At 70.6% G+C, this 22790-nt stretch carries 21 protein-coding genes, 1 tRNA gene and 1 pseudogene; 12 read left to right on the top strand and 11 right to left on the bottom strand.

The window, feature by feature from the left end; translation table 11 throughout:
- Window positions 1–140: 140 nt before the first annotated feature.
- The 4 genes from N8J89_RS00240 (at window position 141) to N8J89_RS00225 (ending at window position 2927) form a co-directional block, all read left to right on the top strand.
- Entirely contained in the window at window positions 141–626 is a 486-nt protein-coding gene (locus tag N8J89_RS00240) for a hypothetical protein (protein ID WP_283662375.1), read from the top strand.
- Window positions 627–718: 92 nt separating this feature from the next.
- Window positions 719–1384, top strand: a complete 666-nt coding sequence (locus N8J89_RS00235; RefSeq protein WP_283662374.1) for a YcnI family copper-binding membrane protein — start codon at window positions 719–721, stop codon at window positions 1382–1384.
- Window positions 1381–1920: a copper resistance CopC family protein gene (locus N8J89_RS00230; protein WP_283662373.1), complete on the top strand. Its 540-nt coding sequence runs from the start codon at window positions 1381–1383 to the stop codon at window positions 1918–1920. Before N8J89_RS00235 ends, N8J89_RS00230 begins: the two co-directional genes overlap by 4 nt.
- Entirely contained in the window at window positions 1917–2927 is a 1011-nt protein-coding gene (locus N8J89_RS00225) for a CopD family protein (protein ID WP_283662372.1), read from the top strand. Before N8J89_RS00230 ends, N8J89_RS00225 begins: the two co-directional genes overlap by 4 nt.
- A gap of 4 nt (window positions 2928–2931) precedes the next feature.
- Here the strand turns inward: N8J89_RS00225 and N8J89_RS00220 are convergent, their stop codons facing one another.
- The 3 genes from N8J89_RS00220 to N8J89_RS00210 all read right to left on the bottom strand — a co-directional run bounded on the left by N8J89_RS00220 (window position 2932) and on the right by N8J89_RS00210 (window position 5757).
- The gene (locus N8J89_RS00220) at window positions 2932–3231 is read right to left on the bottom strand and encodes a hypothetical protein (RefSeq protein WP_252485493.1); all 300 of its coding nucleotides are present in this window, start codon (window positions 3229–3231) and stop codon (window positions 2932–2934) included.
- Between the two features lie 212 nt (window positions 3232–3443).
- Complete coding sequence (locus N8J89_RS00215; RefSeq protein WP_283662371.1) at window positions 3444–4355, bottom strand: phosphotransferase enzyme family protein; 912 nt, start codon at window positions 4353–4355, stop codon at window positions 3444–3446.
- A 1-nt stretch (window position 4356) separates the two neighbouring features.
- Entirely contained in the window at window positions 4357–5757 is a 1401-nt protein-coding gene (locus N8J89_RS00210) for a helix-turn-helix domain-containing protein (protein WP_283662370.1), read from the bottom strand.
- Between the two features lie 504 nt (window positions 5758–6261).
- On the opposite strand from N8J89_RS00210, the gene N8J89_RS00205 reads away from it, so the two are divergent.
- A complete protein-coding gene (locus N8J89_RS00205; protein ID WP_185001051.1) occupies window positions 6262–6579 on the top strand; it encodes a hypothetical protein in 318 nt (105 codons plus the stop codon).
- A gap of 307 nt (window positions 6580–6886) precedes the next feature.
- Here N8J89_RS00205 and N8J89_RS00200 read toward each other — a convergent pair whose 3' ends face one another.
- From N8J89_RS00200 to N8J89_RS00175, 5 genes and pseudogenes are all read right to left on the bottom strand, one after another.
- The gene (locus N8J89_RS00200) at window positions 6887–7393 is read right to left on the bottom strand and encodes an MFS transporter (RefSeq protein ID WP_283662369.1); all 507 of its coding nucleotides are present in this window, start codon (window positions 7391–7393) and stop codon (window positions 6887–6889) included.
- Between the two features lie 94 nt (window positions 7394–7487).
- Window positions 7488–7916 (bottom strand): annotated as a pseudogene (locus tag N8J89_RS41815) (MFS transporter); the annotation flags it as partial.
- A 206-nt stretch (window positions 7917–8122) separates the two neighbouring features.
- Window positions 8123–9352, bottom strand: coding sequence for an MFS transporter (locus N8J89_RS00185; protein WP_283662366.1), 1230 nt, complete (start codon window positions 9350–9352; stop codon window positions 8123–8125).
- 114 nt (window positions 9353–9466) lie between these two features.
- A complete protein-coding gene (locus tag N8J89_RS00180) occupies window positions 9467–10675 on the bottom strand; it encodes an MFS transporter (RefSeq protein ID WP_283662365.1) in 1209 nt (402 codons plus the stop codon).
- A gap of 3 nt (window positions 10676–10678) precedes the next feature.
- Entirely contained in the window at window positions 10679–11977 is a 1299-nt protein-coding gene (locus N8J89_RS00175) for a GH1 family beta-glucosidase (RefSeq protein WP_283662364.1), read from the bottom strand.
- A 130-nt stretch (window positions 11978–12107) separates the two neighbouring features.
- Here N8J89_RS00175 and N8J89_RS00170 point away from each other — a divergent pair, with 130 nt between their 5' ends.
- Window positions 12108–12722 (top strand): TetR/AcrR family transcriptional regulator, encoded by a 615-nt coding sequence (locus tag N8J89_RS00170; protein WP_283662363.1) that lies wholly within the window; start codon window positions 12108–12110, stop codon window positions 12720–12722.
- Here N8J89_RS00170 and N8J89_RS00165 read toward each other — a convergent pair.
- Window positions 12719–13918 (bottom strand): amino acid deaminase/aldolase, encoded by a 1200-nt coding sequence (locus N8J89_RS00165; protein WP_283662362.1) that lies wholly within the window; start codon window positions 13916–13918, stop codon window positions 12719–12721. The genes N8J89_RS00170 and N8J89_RS00165 overlap by 4 nt on opposite strands.
- A gap of 88 nt (window positions 13919–14006) precedes the next feature.
- On the opposite strand from N8J89_RS00165, the gene N8J89_RS00160 reads away from it, so the two are divergent.
- Entirely contained in the window at window positions 14007–15329 is a 1323-nt protein-coding gene (locus N8J89_RS00160; RefSeq protein WP_283662361.1) for a D-arabinono-1,4-lactone oxidase, read from the top strand.
- On the opposite strand, the gene N8J89_RS00155 is transcribed toward N8J89_RS00160, so the two are convergent.
- Window positions 15326–15949, bottom strand: coding sequence for a hypothetical protein (locus tag N8J89_RS00155; protein WP_283662360.1), 624 nt, complete (start codon window positions 15947–15949; stop codon window positions 15326–15328). The genes N8J89_RS00160 and N8J89_RS00155 overlap by 4 nt on opposite strands.
- A gap of 523 nt (window positions 15950–16472) precedes the next feature.
- A tRNA-Leu gene (locus N8J89_RS00150) sits at window positions 16473–16555 on the bottom strand.
- 200 nt (window positions 16556–16755) lie between these two features.
- On the opposite strand from N8J89_RS00150, the gene N8J89_RS00145 reads away from it, so the two are divergent.
- Genes N8J89_RS00145 through N8J89_RS00125 form a run of 5 tightly spaced genes read left to right on the top strand, consistent with a single transcriptional unit; the run spans window position 16756 to window position 22789 of the window.
- Window positions 16756–17973, top strand: coding sequence for an FHA domain-containing protein (locus tag N8J89_RS00145; RefSeq protein ID WP_283662359.1), 1218 nt, complete (start codon window positions 16756–16758; stop codon window positions 17971–17973).
- A 37-nt stretch (window positions 17974–18010) separates the two neighbouring features.
- On the top strand, window positions 18011–18472 hold the full coding sequence (locus N8J89_RS00140; protein WP_185001042.1) for an FHA domain-containing protein FhaB/FipA: 462 nt from the start codon (window positions 18011–18013) through the stop codon (window positions 18470–18472).
- Entirely contained in the window at window positions 18469–19866 is a 1398-nt protein-coding gene (locus N8J89_RS00135; protein WP_283662358.1) for a PP2C family protein-serine/threonine phosphatase, read from the top strand. Before N8J89_RS00140 ends, N8J89_RS00135 begins: the two co-directional genes overlap by 4 nt.
- Complete coding sequence (locus tag N8J89_RS00130) at window positions 19866–21326, top strand: FtsW/RodA/SpoVE family cell cycle protein (RefSeq protein ID WP_283662357.1); 1461 nt, start codon at window positions 19866–19868, stop codon at window positions 21324–21326. The genes N8J89_RS00135 and N8J89_RS00130 overlap by 1 nt, the downstream gene beginning before the upstream one ends.
- Complete coding sequence (locus N8J89_RS00125) at window positions 21323–22789, top strand: peptidoglycan D,D-transpeptidase FtsI family protein (RefSeq protein WP_283662356.1); 1467 nt, start codon at window positions 21323–21325, stop codon at window positions 22787–22789. The genes N8J89_RS00130 and N8J89_RS00125 overlap by 4 nt, the downstream gene beginning before the upstream one ends.
- Window position 22790: the final 1 nt, after the last annotated feature.

Below are 22790 nucleotides of genomic sequence, written 5' to 3'. Positions count from 1 at the left end.
CCGTTACCCGTTCGGAGTAACGCGGTAAACCTGGCCTGCGTTCTGTAGCGAACTAGTGACATTGCGCTGCGCCGTACGCTCTCCCCGTGCGCACAACCCTGGACCCGGCACGCGGAACTCTCCGCGTTCTCCGAGGTAGTGTGCTCGCACTCTGCAGTTCCGCGCTCAGCGGAGCCGCGCACGCCCTGGCCGGTGGCCGGGTGGACGACGGCGTGCTGACCGCGCTGCTCACCCTGCTGATCGCCGCCGCGGGCACCGCGCTGGCCGGTCGCCGCCGTGGGCTGACCGGCATCCTGCTCGTGCTCGGCCTGGCCCAGTGCGTGCAGCACCTGCTCTTCGACCTGGCCGACCACGGACACCTCGCGGGCGGCTTGATCGACCCGGCGCTGATGGTCCTCGCGCACACCCTTGCCGCCATCGGCACGGCGTTCCTGCTGGTCAACGCCGAGTCCGCGCTGTTCGCGCTGTTCGCCGCGCTCGGCCTGCGCCCGCGCCGCCGCCCGGTCTCGCGGCCGGTCCCGGTCACGCCCCGGCTCGCCGTCCTGGGCGGACCGGCCCCCCTCCTGCTCGACCTGCTGCTGAGCCGCCTCCGAACCCGGCGTGGACCGCCCGCGTTCTCCAGATAAGGCAGCCCACCCTCCCCACAGCAGGAAAGAAATCAGGAGATATGTCGACTTCTCGACACCGCGCACTGCTGCGCGCAGGCGCAATCGTGGCCATGACCTCCGCCGCGGCCCTGTTCACCGCGGGCCTGGCTTCCGCGCACGTCACCGTCCAGCCCGGCGAGGCGGCCAAGGGCAGCTACACCAAGGTCGCCTTCCGGGTGCCCAACGAGTCCTCGACCGCGGGCACGGTGAAGGTCGAGGTCACCCTGCCCAAGGACTACCCGCTGACCTCGGTGCGGACCAAGGCCGTGCCCGGCTGGAAGGCCTCGGTGACCAAGGTCAAGAGCGCCGAGAAGGAGGTGGTCAGCACGATCACCTGGCAGGCCGACTCCGGCGTGCGGATCAACCCGGACGAGTTCGCCGAGTTCGAGGTCTCCCTCGGCAAGCTGCCTGCCAACACCGACAAGCTGGTGCTGCCGGCGACCCAGACCTACGACGACGGCAAGGTGGTCAAGTGGGACGCCCCGCCCGCGGCCGACGGCCAGGAGCCGGAGCACCCGGCCCCGGTGCTGAAGCTGACCGCGGCGGCCGGTGACGGCCACGGGCACGGCGGCGCCACCACGGCCGCAGGCGCCAAGACCGACGGGCACAAGGACGCGGCCGCCTCCGGCACCGACACCTCGGCCCGCTGGCTCGGCGGCGCCGGCCTGGCCGTGGGCGCGCTCGGCCTCGGCTTCGGGGTCGGCGCGATCCTGCGGGGCAGGCGGTCGGCGGCATGAGGCGACTGCTCGCCACCCTGGTGATCGCCGGAGCCGCCCTGCTCGGCTCCGCGGCGCCCGCGTTCGCGCACAACGTGCTCTCCGACAGCAACCCCAAGGCCAAGTCCGAGGTGGAGGCCGGTCCGGCGGAGGTGATGCTGAAGTTCGACCAGGAGGTCCAGGACGGCTTCAACACCGTCACCGTGACCGGGCCGAACGGCACCCGCTGGGAGGGCGGCACGCCCAAGGTCAACGGAGCCGTGGTCACCGCGCCGCTGCTGCCGCTGGGCCCGGCCGGGGAGTACACGATCGGCTACCGGATCCTGTCCGCGGACGGGCACCCGGTGACCGGCGCGGTCCCGTTCACGCTGACCAAGGCGGGCAACGGCACCCCGACCACGAACACCCTCAGCCCCTCCGCCGAGGGCAGCACCAACGCGCAGGCCGAGGATTCGTCGGGCACGCCGGTGTGGCTGTGGATCATCGGCGCGGCCGTGCTGCTCATCGCCGGGGTGGCGGTGGCCCTAGTGCTGGCCAAACCCTCGAAGAAGGCATGACCACTCGCCGGACCACCCTCCCTCTGTTGCTCGGGCTGGTGGCGACCGCGGCGGCCGGGACCACCCTCGGTTCCGTGCTCACCGCGGCCGCCCCCGCGCCGGGGCTGCCGGAACCGGGAGTGGTGGTCCGGCTGGGCGTGCCCGCGTTGCGGCTGGCCGTGGACATCGGCGCGGTGGCCGCGGTCGGCCTGGCCATGCTGCCGCTGCTGCTGCGCACCGGCCGCCCGGCCAGGACCAGGCCGCTGCTGGTCACCGCGCACCGGATCGGCCTGGTGCTCGGCGCGGGCTGGGCGATGGCCGCGGTGCTGCTGCTGTGGTGGCAGGCCGCTGAGCTGGCCCCGGCCGGACTCGGCCTGGACGTGGGGTCGCTGGCGGACTACGCGGCCACCGTCGGCGCGGGCCGGGCGCTGCTGGTCGCGGCGGCCTGCGCGCTGGGCTACGCGGTGCTGCACGGCCTCGGCCTGCGCACGGGCGCCCGCCCACCGGCCGAGTTGCCGGTGCTGGTGGCCATGCTCGGCCAGATCCCGCTCGCGCTCACCGGGCACTCCGCGGCCGCGGCCAACCACGAGCTGGCGCTGCTGTCGATGAGCGTGCACGTGATGGCCGCCGCGGGCTGGGTCGGCGGCCTCGGCGCGATGCTGTTCCTGGTCACCCCGCACCGTGGCCTGCTGGCCGAGGCACTGCCCCGGTTCGCCGCGGTGGGCACGGTGTGCCTGGCCGCGGTGGCGGTCAGCGGCGTGGTCAACGCCGTGGTGCAGCTGACCGGCCGCCCCGGGCTGGGCTGGGCGGCCGCCTTGTTCGGCACCGGCTACGGCTGGGTGGTGCTGACCAAGACGGCCGCGCTGCTGGTGCTCGCCGGCCTCGGCGGCTGGCTGCGGTTCCGGCTGATGCCCGCGGTCGTTCGCCACCGAACGGCTCCGGTGACCCTGTGGATCTCGCTGGAACTGCTGGTGATGGCGCTGGCGATCGGCCTGGCCGCGGCGCTGGCCAGGGCTTCGCTCAGCTAAGACTTCATTCCAGCTCGGTGAGCGCGGCGGCCCTGCGCTCCTGGCTGAGCTGCTCCAGCCTGGCCACCGCGGCGTTGCCCCGGCGCTGGAGCTCCTCGTGGTCGATCCAGCCCGCCGCGTAGTGGCGGTAGTCCTGCGCGAGCATCACCAGCTCGGACAGGTAGTCGGCCGAGCGCCGACGGCTGGTCTCGGAAAGCTCGGTCACCAACGGAAGCTGGTTGTCGACGACCTCGTCCAACATCTCCGCGGCACGCAGGGCCTTACGCCCGCGCAGCCGTGCCTTGCCCTTTGTGGAGAAGCTCAACACGTTTCTCCGCCCTTCGCGCTCGCACCCAGCAAGAAGTTCGCTACACGAACATCGCTGCCACCCAGAGTGACCACACTGAGAGTCTTGACGTTCCGTTGACGTCCGTTTGTCGTCCTAGAGAAGGATTGCGTTACCGATCAACTCATTCTGAAGGAGGATACGGGTCTGCTGTATACGCCAGCGGGGGCCAGGTTCGGCCGCCGGACGGGTTAACGGTGCGGAGTCCAGCGGGCCCGGGTGTCACCCGAACGGAAGGACTGCATCCGTTTGGCCAACTCGGTTCGTACATCCGGGTTACTGCGCAAGATCGACAGCACCCCGGTGGTCAGCTTCAGCTCGCGCACCTGGCGCAGCACCGGGAAACCTGGCCACTTCGTGACATCGAAGCCGTAGGCCCTGGAGAGTTGCCGATACCGGTCACCGGTGTGCCGGAAGCGCAGTTTGCCGACCGCCAGCGGGGTCAGGTCCCACTCGCGCGGGCCGAGGCAGACCGAGTCCAGGTCGCACAGCAGCGGGCCGATCGGCGTGCTGATCACGTTGCCCACGTGCGCGTCACCGTGGATCACGCCCTGCGGCAGGTGGTACTCCATCGCGGCCAGCTCGGCCTCGAGCTCCGCGCACCGGGTCTCCAGGAACTCCCGATCCCCCGCGTCCAACTCCTCGGCGTCGGTCAGCCTGCGCCGCACATCGGCCAGCGGGTCCCAGCGCGGCAGCTCCCCCGGCGGCGCGGGCAGCGCATGCAATCGTTTGAGCAGCTGAGCAAGCTCCAAGCCGGTGGCCTGCCCCACCTCGGGCACCGCCTGCCAGAGCGTGGCCACGTGCCCGTTGACGTGCAGCGGCTGCGGCAGGCCCGGCAGCAACCGGACCGCGGGCACCTCGTGCTCGGCCAGCCAGTTCGCCGCCCGCACCACGTTGTCCGCCCGGTAACGCAGCGAGGGCGAGAGCACGATGCGCACCACCACCGGGTGCGCCAGCAGCTGGAACACCGCGTTGTTGACAAAACGGATCAGCCGCGCGCCGCCCGGGTCCAGCCCGGCGGCGTCACAGATCTCCCCGAGGACGGTCCGGAGCTTGGCACGGCTGTACCGCCCGTCCGCGTCGGGGCGAACCCGAACGTTCACGTCATGGTCGTTTCTGCGGGGATCCGGTGCGAATCCGAAACTGGCGGACCTCCTCGGCGAGGTCCTTGGCCTCGGCGATGTGCTTGTACCGCTCCGACTCCTCCTGGATGTCGATCATGCGGTCGGCCACCCGGACCGAGTTGACGCCCTCGCCCATGGAGTAGGCGACCCGGCCGACCCGCAGCCCCTCGCTCACGTCGCCGGAGCGGATGTGGTTGGCCGCCAGCATGCTCAGCCCGAACACGTGCGTGCGCTTCATGTCCGACTCGTAGCCCTGGGTGCACTTGACCAGCTCGGCGACGGCCAGCGGAGCGTGCTTGGCGCGGAAGTCGTCGTTGGCGGCCAGCGAGTGGTGCACCGAGCCGATCATCCCGTGCAGGTCGTTGACGGTGAAGAAGCGCACCCACTCCGGCGCGTGCTCGAAGTCGGCGCGGGCGAACTCGTCCTTGGTCCGGCCGACCATCTTCATCGCCTGCTCGCGCATGCCCATCATCGCGTAGGCCCACGCCTCGTTCGCGCACAGCACGGCCACCGTCAGCGCGGAACCGGAGTCCTGCGCGGCCAACTGGCCCAGCTGGAACAGCTTGAGCGCGTCGTTGGGCTCGTCGTAGTGCAGGTAGACCCGGCCCATCCGGTACAGGATGTTGGCCACCAGGTCGTTCTTCTCGCACTGCTTGGCGTACTCCAGCGCCTTGCCGAAGTGGTTGCGCGCCGGGTCGAGCATGCCGGTGTCGAACGAGGTCCAGCCGGCCAGGCTGTGCAGGTCGGCCAGGGCCAGCCGCAGTCGCCTGCGCACCGGGTCGATCGCGTCGGCCCGCAGCAGCTGCTCGGCCCAGGACAGCTGGGCGATCACCGCGTCCCGGCAGGTTCCGCCGCCGTACTGGTAGTCCAGCGCGCGCAGGGCCTTGGTCGCGGCCTCGACCTGCATGACGTCGGTCTTGCCGATCTTCTCCCTGGCCGGGGTCTGTGCCACGGAAGTGATCCACTGGCCGGGGTCGCCCGGCATGGTCACCACACCCATGGTCACGGAAGCGGCGTGCTGAAGGAACCTCCTCCGCTTCACCGACTCATCCTCCTCGGACAGGGGGTCATCGGCGACGCCGACCACCCGGACTGCGGTGGCTCCGTCGTAGGCGAGACCCATGTAGCCGCGCGGTACCTGGAGCCCGTCGGCGATCCGGGCCAGCACGTCATACGCCATGACCTGGCGACCCTTGAGGATCTCCGACACCTCGGACTGTGACTGCCCGGTGCTGGCCGCGATCTGGCGCTGTGACACCCCCACGCGCCGAAGTAGCCGGTACACCGTGCTGATGTCCCGGGCGGCCAAGGCGTCCCGCATCTCCCGTTGCTCCCAGGTGTCTGGGGTAACGAGCGGTGGCTGGGATCCGATGGTGTCCATTGCGCCCCCTTACGGTCCGCTGGGCGTCAAGCGCAGAGTAAGGGCAGTTCGCGGCAGTGGTGAAGTCCCCATCGGTGAGGCTGATCGGCCCGACTGAACTTGGCCTACCGCTCACCGTGTCACTCACACCGATCGGCGCTGGAACTCCCCGTTCTGGTTCGACTCGGCCCAATCTTAGTTTCGGTAAGGGATCGAGCACGGAGGGAAGTCGGAACCGTGGCGTTGACCGAGTCACCAAGCGTTGCCTCAGGCGACGGAGCAGGCCCCATGGGTCAGCTCCCGGCGCCGTGGCAGAGCGCGGGCGGCCGGCGGCGCTGGTGGCGGGTGAGTTGCCGCGACTCGGTCAACCGGCGTCGATTCCTCACCGTGCTCGTTGACCGAGACAGGGTTCTCCTCGTCGGGCCTCCCGGCGAGACCGCAGTGCTGTCGGCTGGACAGGTTGGCCAGCTCAAGACAGCTCTGCGCGAGGCCGCCGACCAGGCGGGAAGGTGACGGTGACGTCAGGTGGACGAGATTCTGGGTCAGGTGCTGCGCAACGCGGTCTGGGAACGGCTCGACATGCTTACCGAGCTGGCCAACCGCGCCGACGCCCCGTCCCTGCTGTCCGTCGCGCGTTCCGAGCTGCCCAGGCTCACTGAGGGCTGGCGCGCGATGCTCGCTGCTCACGAACCCGATGACCGCGGCAACTGCCCCGAGTGCTCGACCCGCTGGCGCCAGCAGAAGGCACCGTGTTCGGTGTGGCGCGCGGCGTACGAGCACCTCGTGGCCGGCGGCCTCGCCCCACGTCCTGCCCGGCACCTCCGCTCAGCGAAGGTGTCCTGACCAGGGACTGACGTCTCTCGCGGCCCTCGGGCTCTTCCCCGAACCGGGTCAGCCGCGGCAGCCGTCATGTGGCCGGTGGTCCGGGCCGGGCGAACCCCCGACCGCTCCGGGCCGGACCGCCGTGCCAGTTCTGGTTGATGCACAACAAAACAGCGACTTCCGCGGGCCGGTGCTGATGCACTCCCCTCCCCCCGACCGGCACCGGTCCGCGGATTCCCAAGCCACCCCTCGGGTGGTCTGCCCCTCCCGCGCAGACCACTCGAGGGGTTTCGAATTTCCGGCCCGCCACTCGTTGGAGTGAAATTCCTCAGGGCACCCGGCGGATTTTGAAGATCACGAATGCGCCGATGAGCGACAGCGCCGCGGACACCGCGAACAAACCTGGGTAACCGCCGAAACCGGCCAGGATCGGCGTGGCCAGAAGTGGGGCGAGGACCTGCGGCAGGCCGTGCGCCAGGTTGACGATGCCCAGGTCCTTGGCCCGGTGCTCGGCAGCCGGCAGCACCTCGGTGAGCAGGGCGGTGTCCACCGCGATGAACGCGCCGTAGGAAGCGGCCAGCACCGCCGCGCTGATCACCAGCACCGGCCAGCTGATGGTCACCACCAGCATGGCCGAGGACAGCGTGACCGCCAGCGCGGCCACGAAGATGAAGACCCGCCGCTTGCCCGCCCGGTCGGACAGGCCGCCCGCGAGCACCGCGGCCGGCACCATGATCGCCGCGTTCAGCAGGTTGAGCAGCAGCAGGTCCGCGTGCGGGTCCGCCCGGTGCAGCACGTCCTGCAGCAGGTAGAGCGTGTAGAGGGTGCCCAGCACGAAGCCGGGTGACCAGCAGCCGGTTGAGCAGCGCCCAGGCGAAGTCCGGGTGCCGCCGCGGCGAGATGGCGAACCCGCGCAGCACCTCGGCCAGCCCGCCGGGCGGCCGCTGGTCCGGCCGCAGCACCGACTCGGCGGTGCGCAGGGTGAACGGCAGCGCGCAGGCCAGCAGCAGCACGGCGAGCGCGAGGTAGCCGCTGAACGCGGGCTTGACCGTGGTGGCCACCAGCGCGCCGGCCAGCGCGCCGACGGTCTGGCCGAGCCCGACCCAGCCGCCGACCAGCCCGCGCTGGGCCACCGGCACCCGGTCCGGGATCGCGGCCAGCAGCGCGGCCAGCATGCCGCCGAAGGCGGTCTGCACCCCGCACCAGGCCACGATCATCACCGCCGCGCTGCCCGCGCCAGCCAGCGCCAGCAGGCTGATCGCGCCGAGCACCGCCGAGGCCAGCACCCACGGCCGCCGCCTGCCGAACCGGGAGGTGGTCCGGTCGGAGGCGAAGCCGACCAGGATGGTGGCGACCATGCCGAACAGGCCGCCGACCGCGGTGGTCAGCCCGAACAGGCCCTCCTTGTGCGCGGGCGCGAACTGCTCGGCCTGGACCAGCAGCAGCACCTGCACCGGCCCGGAGTGCACCGCCCACACCCCGACCATGCCCACGGCCAGCGCGGCGATCCAGCCCGCGCGGACCCGCTGGACCGGCTCAGCGAGCGCGTCCGGGATCGTCGAGGTCACCGGACCCCGCGGATCTTGAGCGCGAGCAGACCACCGGCCAGCGCGGTGACCGCGGACAGCAGGAAGATCATCGAGTAGCCGGAGCCGTCCGCGCCGGAGAGCAGCGGGGCGGCCAGCACCGGCGCGATGAACTGCGGCAGCGACTTGCTGATGTTGTTCACGCCCAGGTCCTTGGCCCGGTCGTTCGGGCTGGGCAGCACCTCGCTGGTGATGGCCAGGTCCACCGAGTTGGCCACGCCGAGACCGGCGCCCAGCAGCACCGAGCTGAGCACGAACAGCTCCCAGGTCGGGTTGACCACCAGGATCGCCGAGGACGCCGCCATCAGCACGCCTGCCAGCACCGCGAACAGCTTGCGCCTGCCCAGCCGGTCGGAGAGGTGGCCGAAGACCGCCGCGGCGACCACCACGCCCACCGTGGTGATGGTCGAGGCCAGCGCGGTGCCGCCCTCCGGGTCCTCGTGCCTGAGCACGTCGGCCAGGAAGAACAGGGTGTACAGGCTGCCCAGCACGTAGCTGATGGTGATCAGCGACTGGCTGGCGATCGCCCACAGGAAGTCGCCGTGCCTGCGCGGGGAGATCCACAGCGAACGCAGCACCGGGCGGCGTCCCGGCGGCAGCACCGGATCCCGGTTGATCAGCAGGAACGGCAGCACCAGCAGGATCAGCAGCAGCGCGCACAGGCCGTAGCCGCTGAGCGGGTCCGGGGTGGAGACGATCACCAGGTTGCCCACCAGCGAGCCGCCTGCCTGGGCCAGGCCGATCAGCCCGCTCATCATGCCGCGCTGGGTGGTGGGCACGTGGTCGGGCAGCGCGGCGAGCAGTCCGGCGAAGGCCGCGGCCGAGCCCAGCTGCACCAGGCACCAGCCCAGCAGCAGGCCGGTGACCGTGTCCTGCTGGCTGAGCAGCAGCATGCTGGCCGCCGAGATGGCCACCCCGGTCACGATCCACGGCTTGCGCGGGCCGAACTTCGAGGTGGTCCGGTCGGAGAGCAGTCCGAAGAAGATGTGCGCGGCCATCAGCACCAGCGAGCCCACGCCGGTGATCAGCCCGAGGCTGTTCTCCTTGTCCTCCGGCGCGGCGTGCGCGGCCTGCATCGGCAGCAGCAGCACGGTCGGTCCGAAGTAGACGATCCAGACCCCGAGCGTGGCCGCGGTGAGCGCGCCGATCCAGGCCGGTCCGACCTTGCGCTCGGGTTCGACCAGGGACTCCGGTGCGATCGTTGTCATGGGTGGCCCCCCAGTTGCAACTGCGCCGACCGCTGCACACTAGGAAGACGAGGGGCCTGTGAACAGGCAGAACAAGGAATCTGTAGTGCGATTGCCCGAACGGTTACCTGGTTGTCACGCGACCCCGCGGATCCGGCTGACCAGCACGCCGCCGAGCAGGGTGACCCCGGCGGCCAACGCGTAGAGCGCGGGGTAGCCGCCGAAGTTGGCCAGCACCGGCGCGGCCACCGCGGGCGCCAGCACCTGGGGCAGCGCCGAGGCGATGTTGATCACGCCCAGGTCCTTCGCCCGGTCCTGTTCGGCCGGCAGCACCTCGGTGAGCAGCGCGAAGTCCACCGAGGTGTAGACGCCGAAGCCGAGCCCGAGCACCACGGTAGCCGCCAGCACCGCGGGCCACACCGGCCAGATCGCCAGCACCGCCAGCGCGGCCGCCATCACCACCGAGGCCCAGGTGACGAAGACCTTTCGTCGTCCTGCCCGGTCCGACCACCGGCCGGCCAGCACCGTGGTGGCCAGCATGCTCACCGCGTAGACCGAGGTCAGGACCAGCACGCCGGTGCCGGGATCGGCGTGCCGCACCCCGTCGGTGAGGAAGAACAGCAGGTAGAGGGTGCCGAAGGCGTTGCCGAGGTTGAGCAGGAACCGGGTCAGCCAGGCCCAGCCGAAGTCCGGGTGCCGCCGGGGCGAGATCCAGAACCTGGCCAGAGTTCGGCCCGGCTGAACTGGCGGCTTGGCGAGCAGCACCTCGTCCCGGCTGCGCACGACGAACGGCAGCACACCGGCGACGAGCAACGTCGCACATCCGAGGTAACCCCATTGGATGCCGCCCAGCGCGGTGGCCAGCGCGGTGCCACCGAGCACGCCGACCATCTGGGCCAGCCCGACCCAGCCGCCGACCACCCCGCGCTGGCGCACCGGCACGTGGTCGGGCACCTCGGCGGTCAGCGCGGCCAGCGCGGCGTTCACCGCGGCCTGCACCAGGCACCAGCCGATCGCCATGACCAGCACGTTCGGCGCGGCGGCGAGCAGGAGCAGCGCGGCGGCGCCGAGCAGCGCGCCACCCACGGTCCACGGGTGCCGCCGCCCGAACCGCCCCCTGGTGCGGTCGGACAGCGCCCCGGCCAGTGGGTTGGCCACCACCGACACCGCCGCGCCGAGGCCGGTGACCAGCGCGAGCACGGCTTCCTTCTGACCGGGCGCGAAGGCGGCCGCCTGCTGGCCGAGCAGCAGGTTGAGCGGTCCGAAGAAGGCCGCCCACACCCCGAGGTTGGCCAGCGTGAGCAGGCCGATCCAGCCGCCGCCGACCCGCTGCCGGGGCGTCACCGGTCATCCGCGCTGCTTCGCGATGTGCTCCCGCAGCCAGTGGAAGGAGTCCTTCGGCGTGCGCCGCTGGGTGGCGAAGTCCACGTGCACCAGCCCGAACGGCTGGCCGTAGCCCTCGGCCCACTCGAAGTTGTCCAGCAGGCTCCACACGTAGTAGCCACGCACGTCCACCCCGGCCCCGATCGCGGCCCGCAGCGAGTCCAGGTGCGCGGACAGGAAGTCGATCCGCGGCTGGTCGTGCACCTGACCGTCGATGAGGTCCTCGGCGAAGCTGGCCCCGTTCTCGGTGATGTACACCGGCGGCAGCGCCTCGCCGTAGCTCTCCCGCAGTTGGACGAGCAGCTCGCGCAGCCCGTCCGGCACGATCGGCGAGCCCATCAGCGTGGCCGGGTGCTCGGCGATCTCGCCCAGCTCGAACGGCAGCGGGTTGCCCTCGGCGGGCGCGCCGATCCGGGTCGGGTTGTAGTAGTTGACCCCGTAGAAGTCGATCGGCTCGCTGATGATCCGCAGGTCCTCGGCCGGGATCTCGAAGCCGGGCAGGTGTGCCGGCGAGGTGCCCAGCAGGATCGGGTCGGCGAAGAGCCGGTTGTGCAGCGCGTCGTAGGCGGCGGCCGCGGCCAGCGTCTCCGGCCGGTCGTCGGCGGCCCAGACCGGGGTGTGGTTGTTGGCGGTGCCGATCAGCCCCGCGCCGCCGGCCCGCAGCGCCCGGACCGCGAGGCCGTGCGCGAGCAGCTGGTGGTGCGCGGTAGGCAGCGCGTCGAAGAGCAGGGCCTGGCCCGGCGCGTGCTGGCCGAGGCCGTAGCCGAGCAGGGTGATCATCGCGGGCTCGTTGAGCGGCACCCACATCGCCACCCGGTCGGCGAATGCCTCGGCCAGCACCGCGGCGTAGTCGGCGAAGCGGGCCGCGGTGTCCCGGTTGAGCCAGCCGCCCTCGTCCTCCACCGCCTGCGGGGTGTCCCAGTGGTAGAGCGTGGCCATCGGCGCGATGCCGGCCGCGCACAGGGTGTCGATCAGCCGGTCGTAGAAGCCGAGGCCGGCCCGGTTGAGCGTGCGGCCGTCCGGCTGGATCCGCGGCCAGGCCACGGAGAACCGGTAGCTGTCCACGCCGAGCTCGCGCATGAGCGCGACGTCCTCGGGATAGCGGTGGTAGTGGTCGCAGGCCTGCGCGCCGGTCTCACCTGAACGGGTCTTTCCCGGAGTGGCGCTGAAGGTGTCCCACGTGGACCTCCCCCGGCCGCCCGCGGTTACGGCACCCTCGATCTGGTACGCGGAGGTGGCCACCCCCCACACGAAGTCGGTCACCGTTGCCTCCGCCCAGTAATGTGAAACCGATTCGCATCTTAGGCGTGTCGTGGTTCACACGAAAGAGCTTCTTAGTCGATCACGCCAGAATGAACGCCTGTCCGCCGCCGTTAGCTCCAGGGAGCCGCCCGTGTCAGCTGATCTCACCCCCCTCCGGCGCCGACCGGTCCAGCAGCGCAGCGCGCAGCGGGTCGAACGGATGCTGGACGCGTGTGCCGAACTGGTCGCCGAGCTGGGCTACGACGGCGTCACCACCACGCTCATCGCGGAACGGGCCGGTGTCGCGGTCGGCTCGCTCTACCAGTTCTTCCCGGACAAGCGGGCCGTGGTGCAGGCGCTGACCATGCGCAACCTGGACCGCTTCCTCAGCCAGGTGCTGGAGCGGCTGGCCGAGGTGGAGCTGGCGCACTGGTGGGACGTGGTGGACCGGGCCTTCGACGTCTACATCGCCATGCACCGCGAGGTGCCCGGCTTCCGCAAGGTGCACTTCGGCGACGCGGTGGACGTGCGGCTGCTCGACGACGGCAAGGACAACAACACGGTGATCGCCGACCGCCTGGCGCAGCTGATCGCCGAGCGGTTCGGCCTGCCGCTGATCGAGGTCCAGCTGCCCATGGCGGTGGCCATCGAGGCCGCCGACGCCGTGCTGCACCTGGCCTTCCGGCACGACCCCGAGGGCGACCCGAAGGTGGTCGCCGAGGCCAAGGCCATGGTCAGGGACTACCTGGGCAGCCGGATCCGCTAGCCGAAGACCCGGCCCTCGCCGCGGTAGGTCGGCGCGCTCAGGCCGACCTGGTCGCCGTCGATGAAGTGGAACTCGGTGAAGCGCTCGGCCAGCTCACCGGCCTTGGCGTGCCGGAACCAGACCCGGTCGCCGATGGCCAGACCGTCCGCGGCCTTGCCGGTCAGCGGCGTCTGCACCTCGCCCGCGCCCTCGGTCGGCACCAGCTTGAGCCCCCTCGGCAGATACGGCGCCGGCACCCGGTCCGGTCCGACCGGTCCGGAGGCGAGGTAGCCCCCGGCGAAGACGGTGGCGGTGCCCCTGGCCGGCCTGCGCACCACGGGCAGCGCGAACAGCGCGGCCGGCCGCAGGTGCAGGTGCTGGTAGTTGTCGAACAGGGTCGGCGCGAGCAGGCCGGAACCCGCGGTCAGCTCGGTGACCGCGTCCTCGGCCGCGGTCCGCTCCAGGCTGCCGGTGCCGCCGCCGTTGACGAACTCCAGCTCGGCCACCGAGCGCACCGCGGCCACCGCGACCGCCCGCCGCTCGGCCAGCTCCACCAGCGAACGCTTCTGCATCCAGCGCACCGCGGCCCCGCGCACCGGCTTGCCGGCCGGCTTGTCGCCGAGCCCGGCCACCTGCGCCTCGTAGGACATCACCCCGACCAGCGCGAAACCCGGCCGGCGGACCACCTCCACGGCCAGCGAGCGGGCCTGCGCCGGGGTGTGCACCGGCGAGCGCCGGACCCCGACGTGCACCAGCCCGGACAGCGGCCGCCAGGAGGCGTCCAGCTCAAGGCAGATCCGGATCTCCGGGTGGCCCGGCCCGAGCACCTCGGTGATCAGGTCCAGGTGCGCGGCATCGTCGATCATCAGCGTGATCGCGGCCCGCGCGCCGTCGTCGGCGGCCAGCTTCTGCAGCGCGGCCCGGTCCACGGTCGGGTAGCCGATCAGCAGGTCGTCGCTGACGCCCGCACCGTGCAGCCACAGCGCCTCGTTGAGGGAGTAGCACATGAGACCGGCGAAACCCGGATGGTCCAGCGCGAGCTTGAGCAGCTCACGTACCCGGACCGACTTGCTGGCCAGCCGGATCGGCCTGCCGTGCGCTCGGCGGACCAGCTCAAGGGCGTTGCTGTGGAACGCCGCGAGGTCGACCGCGGCCAGTGGCGGGTCGAGGTGCGCGGTCGCGGCGTCGAAGCGGGACCTGGTCTGCGTGGCTAGCACACTGCAACGGTAAGCCGAAAACCTTGAAAGGTGAAACCTCTTCACGTACGTTCACCAACATCCGCCCCGAGGATTGCGGAGGGTTGCCTTGCCGCGACAGAGTGCCACCGGCGCCTGGACCAACTGGGCCCGCACCGCCACCGCGCGGCCGGCCCGCACCGCCCGCCCCCGGGACGTCGAGGAGATCGCCACCGCGGTGAAGGCCGCGGCCAGGGACGAGCTCACGGTGCGTGCCCTGGGCAGCGGCCACTCGTTCAGCGCGGTCGGTTCACCTGAAGGTGGCCTGGCCCTCGACCTGTCCGACTGGCGCGGCGTCATCGCCGCCGACCACCAGACCGGCCTGGTCACGGTCCGCTCCGGCACCCCGCTGCACCAGCTCAACCACGAGCTGGACCAGCTCGGCCTAGCCATGACCAACCTCGGCGACATCGACCGCCAGACCCTGGCCGGCGCCATCTCCACCGGCACCCACGGCACCGGCGCCACCTACGGCGGCCTGGCCACCCAGGTCAAGGCACTGGAGCTGGTGCTCGCCGACGGATCCCTCCTGCGCTGCTCCGCGACCGAGAACCCGGCCGAGTTCAACGCCGCGCGGGTCGGCCTCGGCGCACTGGGCGTGCTCAGCACCATCACCCTCCAGTGCGAGCCCGCCTACGCCCTCCAGGCCGCCGAGTACCCAGCGGGTCTGGACGAGACCATGGAGTGCTTCGACGAGCTCACCGAGACCAACGACCACGCCGAGTTCCACTGGTTCGTGCACACCGACCGGGTCATGGTGAAGCGGAACAACCGCCTGCCCCAGGACGCGCCCCGGCAGCCGCAGCACCCGCTGCGCCGCTTCTTCGAGTACGAGGTGCTGGAGAACGCCGCACTGGCCGCGGTCTGCCACACCGGCCGCGCCATCCCGGGCCTGGTCCGCCCGCTGAACCGGCTGTGCGCGAAGGTCCTCGGCGAGCGCTCCTACAGCGACGCCTCGCACCGGGTGTTCACCACCCCGCGCCGGGTCCGCTTCACCGAGACCGAGTACGCCATCCCGCGCGAGCACCTGCGCGAGGTGCTGGCCGAACTGCGAGCCGCCTCCGAGCGGCTCGAGCACCCGGTGAACATCCCGGTCGAGGTGCGGGTGGCCGCCCCTGACGACATCTGGCTGTCCACCGCGACCGGCCGGCCGACCGCTTACCTAGCCATCCACCAGTTCATCGGCATGCCCTACCGGCACTGGTTCGCCACTTTCGAGCAAATCGCCTGTGCGGCGGGTGGCCGCCCGCACTGGGGAAAGATGCACAACCAGTCAGCGGAGACCCTCCGCGACCGCTATCCGCATTTCGCCGACTTCAAGGCCGTGCGCGCTGCCCTTGACCCGCACGGCCGCTTCCGCAACAGCTATCTGGACCGGGTACTGGGGAACTAGCTGACCGTGGTGGCCAGAATCCGGTCGTAAACCACCTCACGCAGCCACCGCACGGTGACTTCCTGCTCAACCGGGAAGTCCTGCGGCGGCCGCCCGCGCAGGGTCAGCTCCACCGGACCGGCGTCCTGCGCTGTGGCGACCGACACACCGTAGTGCCCGGCCCGCATCAGGCAGTTGGCCAGGAAGTCATCGCCCTCGGCCACCGCCGACGGCACCACAACGGCCGTGTTGGTGAACCGGGAGAACGGGACCACCGAGGTCAGCGCGGTCCGCCAGTGCCGGGACAGCGCGATCGCGCCGACCAGCCGCACCGCGGGAGCGGGCACCATGCCGGCCAGCTCAGGCCACACCCAGGTGGACACCGTGGTCCGGTCGGTGACCGGCGGACACCCCAGCGCCAACCGCTCGGCGTGCGCGTCGGTGATCAGCTCGGCGACCATCACCACCCGCCGCCCGAGCAACGTCATCGGCGGCAACATCACGCCACTCCAGCCCAGCAGCTCGGCCGCCTTGGCGGCCAGGTGCTCCGGCGGCGCTGGTAACTCAACCGGGGCGACTGATCGGGCCGGAATGACAGGCAGTCCACCCTGAACTGTCGGCTGGCCCGTGGTGCGGCTCACGATCTTCGCCTCCCTGCGGCTTCACCAGTGCGGTCACCCACACCGGCGTTCTAGGCGTTCCGAAGCTGGTTCGTTCGCTGACGCCTTAACTGATTTACCAGGTCAGCGCCCTACCGCAGGGAAGGCAAACCACCGATTGCGACCGGCGGCCGAACTCAGTCGGTAACCGGTCGATGCACCGTCAAGCACTTCACCCCGGCAGTGCGGCCGTTCGTGTGAGACCCGCACGCTCACCGCTCACCGCACCCCAAACCCCGCCAACCGCCCCCAAAGAGGGACGAGCACAAGAGAAGCAAGAAGGAAGGACAAGGAAGGCAGGCGGAAGGCAGGGGAAGCAACGAGGGAGGGGAGAGGCGCAGGCCGAGAGGGATCTGCGGGGGCGGAGGGGAAGAGGCACGAAAAAGCCTTCCCAACCCCGCTGGTTCAGAACCGCCCGCACCGTAGGGGGTCCGGGGGATTCGATCCCCCGGTGTAATTACGAACGAAGAGGCCCAGGCGTAGCATGCCTGGGCCTCTTCGGAAGTGGGCGAGGAGGGAGTTGAACCCTCACGTCCTTTCGGACACACGGACCTGAACCGTGCGCGTCTGCCATTCCGCCACTCGCCCCTTTCGGGGGCTCCCTTTTGGGGTGCGGCGAGAGCCTAGCACGGTCAGGGGACCGCATTACAACTCGGCCCCTCCCTCACCCCCAGACCCGGATACGATCGGGGTGAGCGACCGGACACGGAGCCGACACTGCAGCACCGCACGACCACGTTCGGTGCCCGGCGCTCGCTGGACTGGAACCGGATGCGGGAAGGTGGGACATGAGCCTCGTGCAGCGCTTCGAGCGCAAGCTCGAAGGCCTTGTCGGCAACACTTTCGCGCGTGTTTTCGGTGGCAACGTAGTACCCCAGGAGGTGGCTCAGGCCCTGCAAAGGGAGGCCGAACGCAAGGTCAAGGAGCTTGCCGGCGGCCGCCTTCTGGCACCCAACCACTACACCGTGACACTCGGCCCAGCCGACCACGACCGGCTAGCCGGCGACGAGCAGCGGATCACCGATCTGCTCGCCGACTGTGTCGGAGAGCATCTGACCGAGCACGGGTGGGACACATACGGTGACGTCGTAGTCTCCTTGGAGCGCTCTGAGACGCTGCACACCGGACAGTTCCACACGAGCTCGTCAGTCGACCCAGACGCATCGCCGCGCCGACGGCCGGCACCACCTCGCACCGCAGGAGACCGACCCATGAGCCAGCCACCCGGCCAGTACCCCGAGGGAGACCGCTACGCCCAGCAGCAGCAGGGGCAGTACGGCTACGACCAGCAGCAGCAAGGCGGCTACGGCCAGCAGGGCTACGACCCGAACTACGGTCAGCAGCAGGGCGGGTACGGGCAGCAGCAGGGCTACGACCAGGGCTATGCCCAGCAGCAGCCCGGTTACGAGCAGCAGGGTTACGGCCAGCAGCCGGGTTACGGTCAGCAGGGCTATGACCAGGGTTACGCCCAGCAGCCCGGTTACGAGCAGGGCTACGGCCAGCAGCAGCAACCGGGCTACGGCCAGCAGCCGGGTTACGACCAGGGCTATGCCCAGCAGCCCGGTTACGACCAGGGTTACGCCCAGCAGCAGCCGGGTTATGGCCAGCAGGGCTACGACCAGGGTTACGGCCAGCAGGGCTACCCGCAGCAGGGCGGCTACGCCGACCCCAATCAGCAGGGATACGCTCCGCCCGCTGTGCAGACCGGCCCGCGCACGCTGACCGCGACGCTACAGCTGGACGACGGCTCCAACCGGACCTATAGCCTCAAGCAGGGCAGCAACGTCATAGGACGTGGCCAGGACGCCGATTTCCGTCTGCCGGACACCGGGGTTTCCCGCCGGCACCTGGAGATCACCTGGGACGGCCAGAACGCGATGCTGGCCGACCTGGGCTCGACCAACGGCACTACGGTCAACTCCAACCCGGCCCAGGCCTGGCAGCTCGCCGACGGCGACGCGATCAGGATCGGGCACTCGACGTTGGTGTTCCGGTCCCAGGGCTGACCAGGACGACATCGCAAGGCGGGAGCGATCACAGCAGGTGCCAGAACTTGTGATGCAGCTGACCAGAGCAGGGTTTCTCGCCCTGCTCTGGTTGTTCGTGCTGGCTGCGCTCCGTGTCGTTCGCTCTGATCTCTACGCGGCCTCCGGGCTGCGGGTCGCCCTACCAGGTTCCCGACGGACCAGCGGGCGGCAGTTGCGGGGCAACAAGGCCGCCCGGCAACTCGTGGTGACCCACGGCGCGCTGGCGGGTACCCGCATCGCGCTGGACGGCCGCCCTATTCTCATCGGCCGTGCCGACGACTCCACCCTCGTGCTCGACGACGACTACGCGTCGACGAGGCACGCCAGACTCTCGCTTCGAGGAACGGACTGGTACGTGGAGGACCTAGGCTCCACCAACGGCAGTTATCTAGACCGGGCGAAGGTCACGGCACCCACCCGGGTCCCGCTCGGCGTTCCGATCCGTATCGGTAAGACGGTGATCGAGCTGCGCTCATGACCCTCGTCCTTCGTTATGCGGCCCGCAGCGACCGGGGCCTGGTGCGTTCCAACAACCAGGACTCCGTGTACGCCGGCCCACGACTGCTCGCACTCGCCGACGGCATGGGCGGCCATGCCGCCGGTGAGGTCGCCAGCAAGGTCGTCATCGCCGCACTAGCCCCCCTCGACGACGACGAACCCGGGGAGGACCTGCTCAGCGACCTGCGCGAGTCCATGCTCTCGGGCAACTCGGCGATCGCCGAACTGGTCGCCAGCGACCCCGACCTGGAAGGCATGGGCACCACGCTGACCGCGGTGCTCTTCGCCGGCCACCGGCTGGGCCTGGTGCACATCGGCGACTCGCGCGCCTACCTGGTGCGGGACGGCAACCTGTCCCAGATCACCCACGACGACACGTTCGTGCAGTCCCTGATCGACGAGGGCCGGATCACTCCGGACGAGGCGCTCACCCACCCGCAACGGTCGCTGCTGCTCAAGGCGCTGACCGGGCACGAGGTGGAGCCGAGCCTGGCGATCAGGGAAGCCCGCAACGGCGACCGGTACATGCTGTGCTCGGACGGGCTCTCCGGGGTGGTGTCGGCGGAGACGCTGGCCGAGGCCCTGGCCATCCCCGATCCGCGCACCTGTGCCGACCGGCTGATCGAGCTGGCGCTCAAGGGCGGCGGCCCGGACAACGTGACGGTGATCGTCGCCGATGTGGTGGACGTCGACTTCGGGGAGAACGCCCCGATCGTGGGCGGCGCCGCCGGCGATGGCAGCGCCGATCCGCCACCGCCGGACTCCCCTGCCTCCCGCGCCGGCGCGCTGAACCCCGGCTGGCAGCAACAGCAGCCGCAGCGACCGGACCCGACCACGCCACCGCCGGACCCGCCACGGGGCAGGCGCTGGCTGCGCAGCATGTTGCTGGTGCTGCTGGTGCTGGTGGTGCTCGGCGCGGCCGGGTTCTTCACCAGGTACTGGGTGCTCCAGCAGTACTACGTCGGCCTGGACGACGACCGCCAGGTGGTGATCTTCCAAGGGGTGCAGGGCAGCGTGCTCGGCATCAAGCTCCAGCGGAAGGTCGAGGGCTCCTGTCCCCCGGACGTCAGCTGCGACCTGGACCCGATCCTGGTCTCGGACCTGAGCCAGTCGGGCAAGGACCTTGTCACCAACGGGATCACCGGACTGGACGGGCTTGAGGGCGCGCGCAACGCGATCCGCAGGCTGCGCACCGCCCAGGTGCTGCCGCCCTGCCCGTCGGCGCCACCGGGCACGCCCGGCGCGGGCGGTCAGCCGACCACCACCAGCAGCGCGCCGCCGACCACCGACCCGAACGTGCCCCCGACCACGGATGCGACGTCGCTGAACTCGCCGACGCCCAAGCCCGGGGTGGACTGCCGGACGGTGCGTTGATGGCTGAGTCGGCCGCGACGACCACCGGACCGCTGCCCGGGGGGCCGCCAGCTCAGCCGCCACCGACACCGACCAGGCGCGGCACCGAGTTGATGCTGCTCGCCTTCGCCGCGCTGCTGGTCACCGGCGCGCTGGTGCTGGTGGAGATCAACCAGGAGCAGGAGCTGACCAATGCCCTGTTCTACTACGGCGCGGCCTACCTCGGCCTGTTCGGGGTGGCGCACGTGGCGGTGCGGATCTGGGCGCCCTATGCCGATCCGCTGATCCTGCCGTGCGTGGCGCTGCTCAACGGGCTCGGCCTCGTCATGATCCACCGGATCGACCTGGCCGAGGCCGAGCGGGCCGAACTGGCCGGCAAGGTGTTCACCGCGGACGTGCCCAAGCAGATCATGTGGACCACGATCGCGCTGGCGCTCTTCGTCGCGGTGCTGGTGCTGATCAAGGACCACCGCACGCTGTCCAAGTACGGCTACACCGCGGGCCTGGTCGGCCTGGTCGCGCTGGCGCTGCCGGGCATCCTGCCGAACATCATCGCGCCGGAGATCAACGGCGCGAAGATCTGGCTGCGCATACCCGGGGTGTTCTCCATCCAGCCCGGCGAGTTCGCCAAGATCCTGCTGATGGTGTTCTTCGCCGCGTTCCTGGTCTCCAAGCGGGACCTGTTCATGGCGGCCGGTCGCAAGGTGCTCGGCATGGAGCTGCCCCGCGCCCGCGACCTGATGCCGATGCTGTTCGCCTGGTTCGCCTCGCTCGGCGTGCTGGTGCTGGAGAAGGACCTCGGCACCTCGCTGCTGTTCTTCGGCATCGTGCTGGTTATGCTCTACGTGGCCACCGAGCGGGTCGCCTGGCTGGTGCTGGGCATGACCTTCTTCATCGGCGGCTGCCTGATCGCCTACCAGATCTTCGACCACGTCCAGGTCCGGGTGACCACCTGGCTGGACCCGTTCGCGGACTTCTTCAACAAGGGCCGCCAGCTCGGCCAGGCGCTGTTCGGGCTGGGCACCGGCGGTATCGGTGGCACCGGTCTCGGCGCCGGACGGCCGGAGCTGGTGCCGCTGGCCAAGAGCGACTTCATCATCGCCGCGATCGGTGAGGAACTCGGCTTCGTCGGCCTGGCCGCCCTGCTGATGCTCTACACGCTGCTGGTGATGCGCGGCATGCGCAGCGCGCTGGCGGTGCGCGACACCTTCGGCAAGCTGCTGGCCGGCGGCCTGTCCTTCGCGGTCGGGCTGCAGGTGTTCATCGTGGTCGGCGGCGTCACCAAGCTGATCCCGCTGACCGGTCTGACCGCACCCTTCCTGTCCCTTGGCGGATCGTCACTGGTGGCCAACTACGCGCTGGTCGCGCTGCTGCTGCGGATTTCCGACGGCGCGCGCAGACCCGCTGTGCAGAGCAAACCGGTGGTGCCGCAGGCGCCGATCGCGGAGGCGCACACCGTGCTCGTGGAGCGGCCCTCATGAACGCACCACTGCGCCGGGTGGCGCTCGCCGTCATGGTGATGGTCCTGTTGCTGCTGGCCAACGGCACCTACATCCAGGTGATCAAGGCCGACACCTACCGCAGGGACCCGCGCAACAGCAGGGTGCTGCTGGAGGAGTACTCCCGGCAGCGCGGCCAGATCAGCGCGGCCGGCGGTCAGCTGATGGCCACCGTGGAGACCACCAACGGGCGGCTGAAGTACCTGCGCAAGTACACCGAGGGACCGCTGTACGCGCCGGTCACCGGCTACTACTCCTCCAGCTACGGCGCGACCGGGCTGGAGAAGGCGCAGGACACGGTGCTCAACGGCGAGGACCCGCTGCTGTTCGGCCGCAGGCTCTCCGACCTGATCACCGGCCGGGACCCGCGCGGCGGCAGCGTGCAGACCTCAATCGTGCCCAAGGTCCAGCAGTACGCCTACAAGGCGATGACGGACAAGAAGTTCACCGGGGCCGTGGTGGCGCTGGACCCGAAGACCGGCCGGATCCTGGCCATGGTCTCCACCCCGTCCTTCGACCCGAACCAGCTCTCCGCGCACGACACCGAGGCGCAGCAGAAGGCCTGGGGCGAGCTGAACAAGGACCCGAAGAAGCCCGCGCTGAACCGGGCCGTTGCCGAGACCTACCCGCCCGGCTCGACCTTCAAGCTGGTCACCACCGCGGCCGCGCTGGAGAACGGGTTCACCAAGGACAGCCCGCTGACCGCGGCGCCCACCATCACCCTGCCCGGCACCACGAACCAGCTGGAGAACTTCAACGGCAACCGCTGCGGCGGCGGGGAGACCGCGCCGCTGATCGAGGCGCTGGCCCGCTCCTGCAACACCGCGTTCGTGGACCTGGCGATCCAGCTCGGCGAGACCAAGCTGCGCCAGCAGGCGGAGAAGTTCGGCATCGGCGAGCAGGGGCAGAAGGTGCCGATCAACGTGGCCGCCTCCTCCCTCGGCGACATCCCGGACAAGGCGGCGCTCGGCCAGAGCGGCATCGGCCAGCGCGACGTCCGGCTGACCCCGTTGCAGGACGCGGTGGTCACCGCCACCGTGGCCAACGGCGGGGTGCGGATGGAACCGCAGCTGGTGAGCCAGATCCTGCGCGATGTCACCGTGCTGCAGGACAACGACCCGGTGCGCGCCGGCACCGCGATGTCCGCGGCGACCGCGGCCACGCTCAAGGAAATGATGATCAAGTCGGAGCAGAACACCGCCGGTGGCGGGAAGATCTCCGGCGTCACCATCGCCTCCAAGACCGGCACCGCCGAGCACGGCAAGAACCCCAAGGAGAACAACCCGCACGCCTGGTACACCGCGTTCGCGCCGGCCGAGGACCCGAAGATCGCGGTCGCGGTGATCGTGGAGAGCGGCGGCGACCGGGGCCTGGACGCCACCGGTGGCACCGTGGCCGCGCCGATCGGGCGGGGCGTCATCGGCGCCTTCCTGGGGGGTGGCTGAG

It is taken from the genome of Crossiella sp. CA-258035 (genome assembly GCF_030064675.1).
In the GTDB taxonomy this organism is placed as follows: domain Bacteria; phylum Actinomycetota; class Actinomycetes; order Mycobacteriales; family Pseudonocardiaceae; genus Crossiella.
Note: the sequence above shows the minus strand (reverse complement) of the source record. Positions and strands in the feature narration are given on the sequence as shown.

Coding starts and splice junctions, on each gene's coding strand:
- N8J89_RS00235 (WP_283662374.1), top strand. CDS start 719: ATGACCTCCGCCGCGGCCCTGTTCACCGCGGGCCTGGCTTCCGCGCAC.
- N8J89_RS00230 (WP_283662373.1), top strand. CDS start 1,381: ATGAGGCGACTGCTCGCCACCCTGGTGATCGCCGGAGCCGCCCTGCTC.
- N8J89_RS00225 (WP_283662372.1), top strand. CDS start 1,917: ATGACCACTCGCCGGACCACCCTCCCTCTGTTGCTCGGGCTGGTGGCG.
- N8J89_RS00210 (WP_283662370.1), bottom strand. CDS start 5,757: ATGGACACCATCGGATCCCAGCCACCGCTCGTTACCCCAGACACCTGG.
- N8J89_RS00185 (WP_283662366.1), bottom strand. CDS start 9,352: ATGACAACGATCGCACCGGAGTCCCTGGTCGAACCCGAGCGCAAGGTC.
- N8J89_RS00145 (WP_283662359.1), top strand. CDS start 16,756: ATGAGCCTCGTGCAGCGCTTCGAGCGCAAGCTCGAAGGCCTTGTCGGC.
- N8J89_RS00135 (WP_283662358.1), top strand. CDS start 18,469: ATGACCCTCGTCCTTCGTTATGCGGCCCGCAGCGACCGGGGCCTGGTG.
- N8J89_RS00130 (WP_283662357.1), top strand. CDS start 19,866: ATGGCTGAGTCGGCCGCGACGACCACCGGACCGCTGCCCGGGGGGCCG.
- N8J89_RS00125 (WP_283662356.1), top strand. CDS start 21,323: ATGAACGCACCACTGCGCCGGGTGGCGCTCGCCGTCATGGTGATGGTC.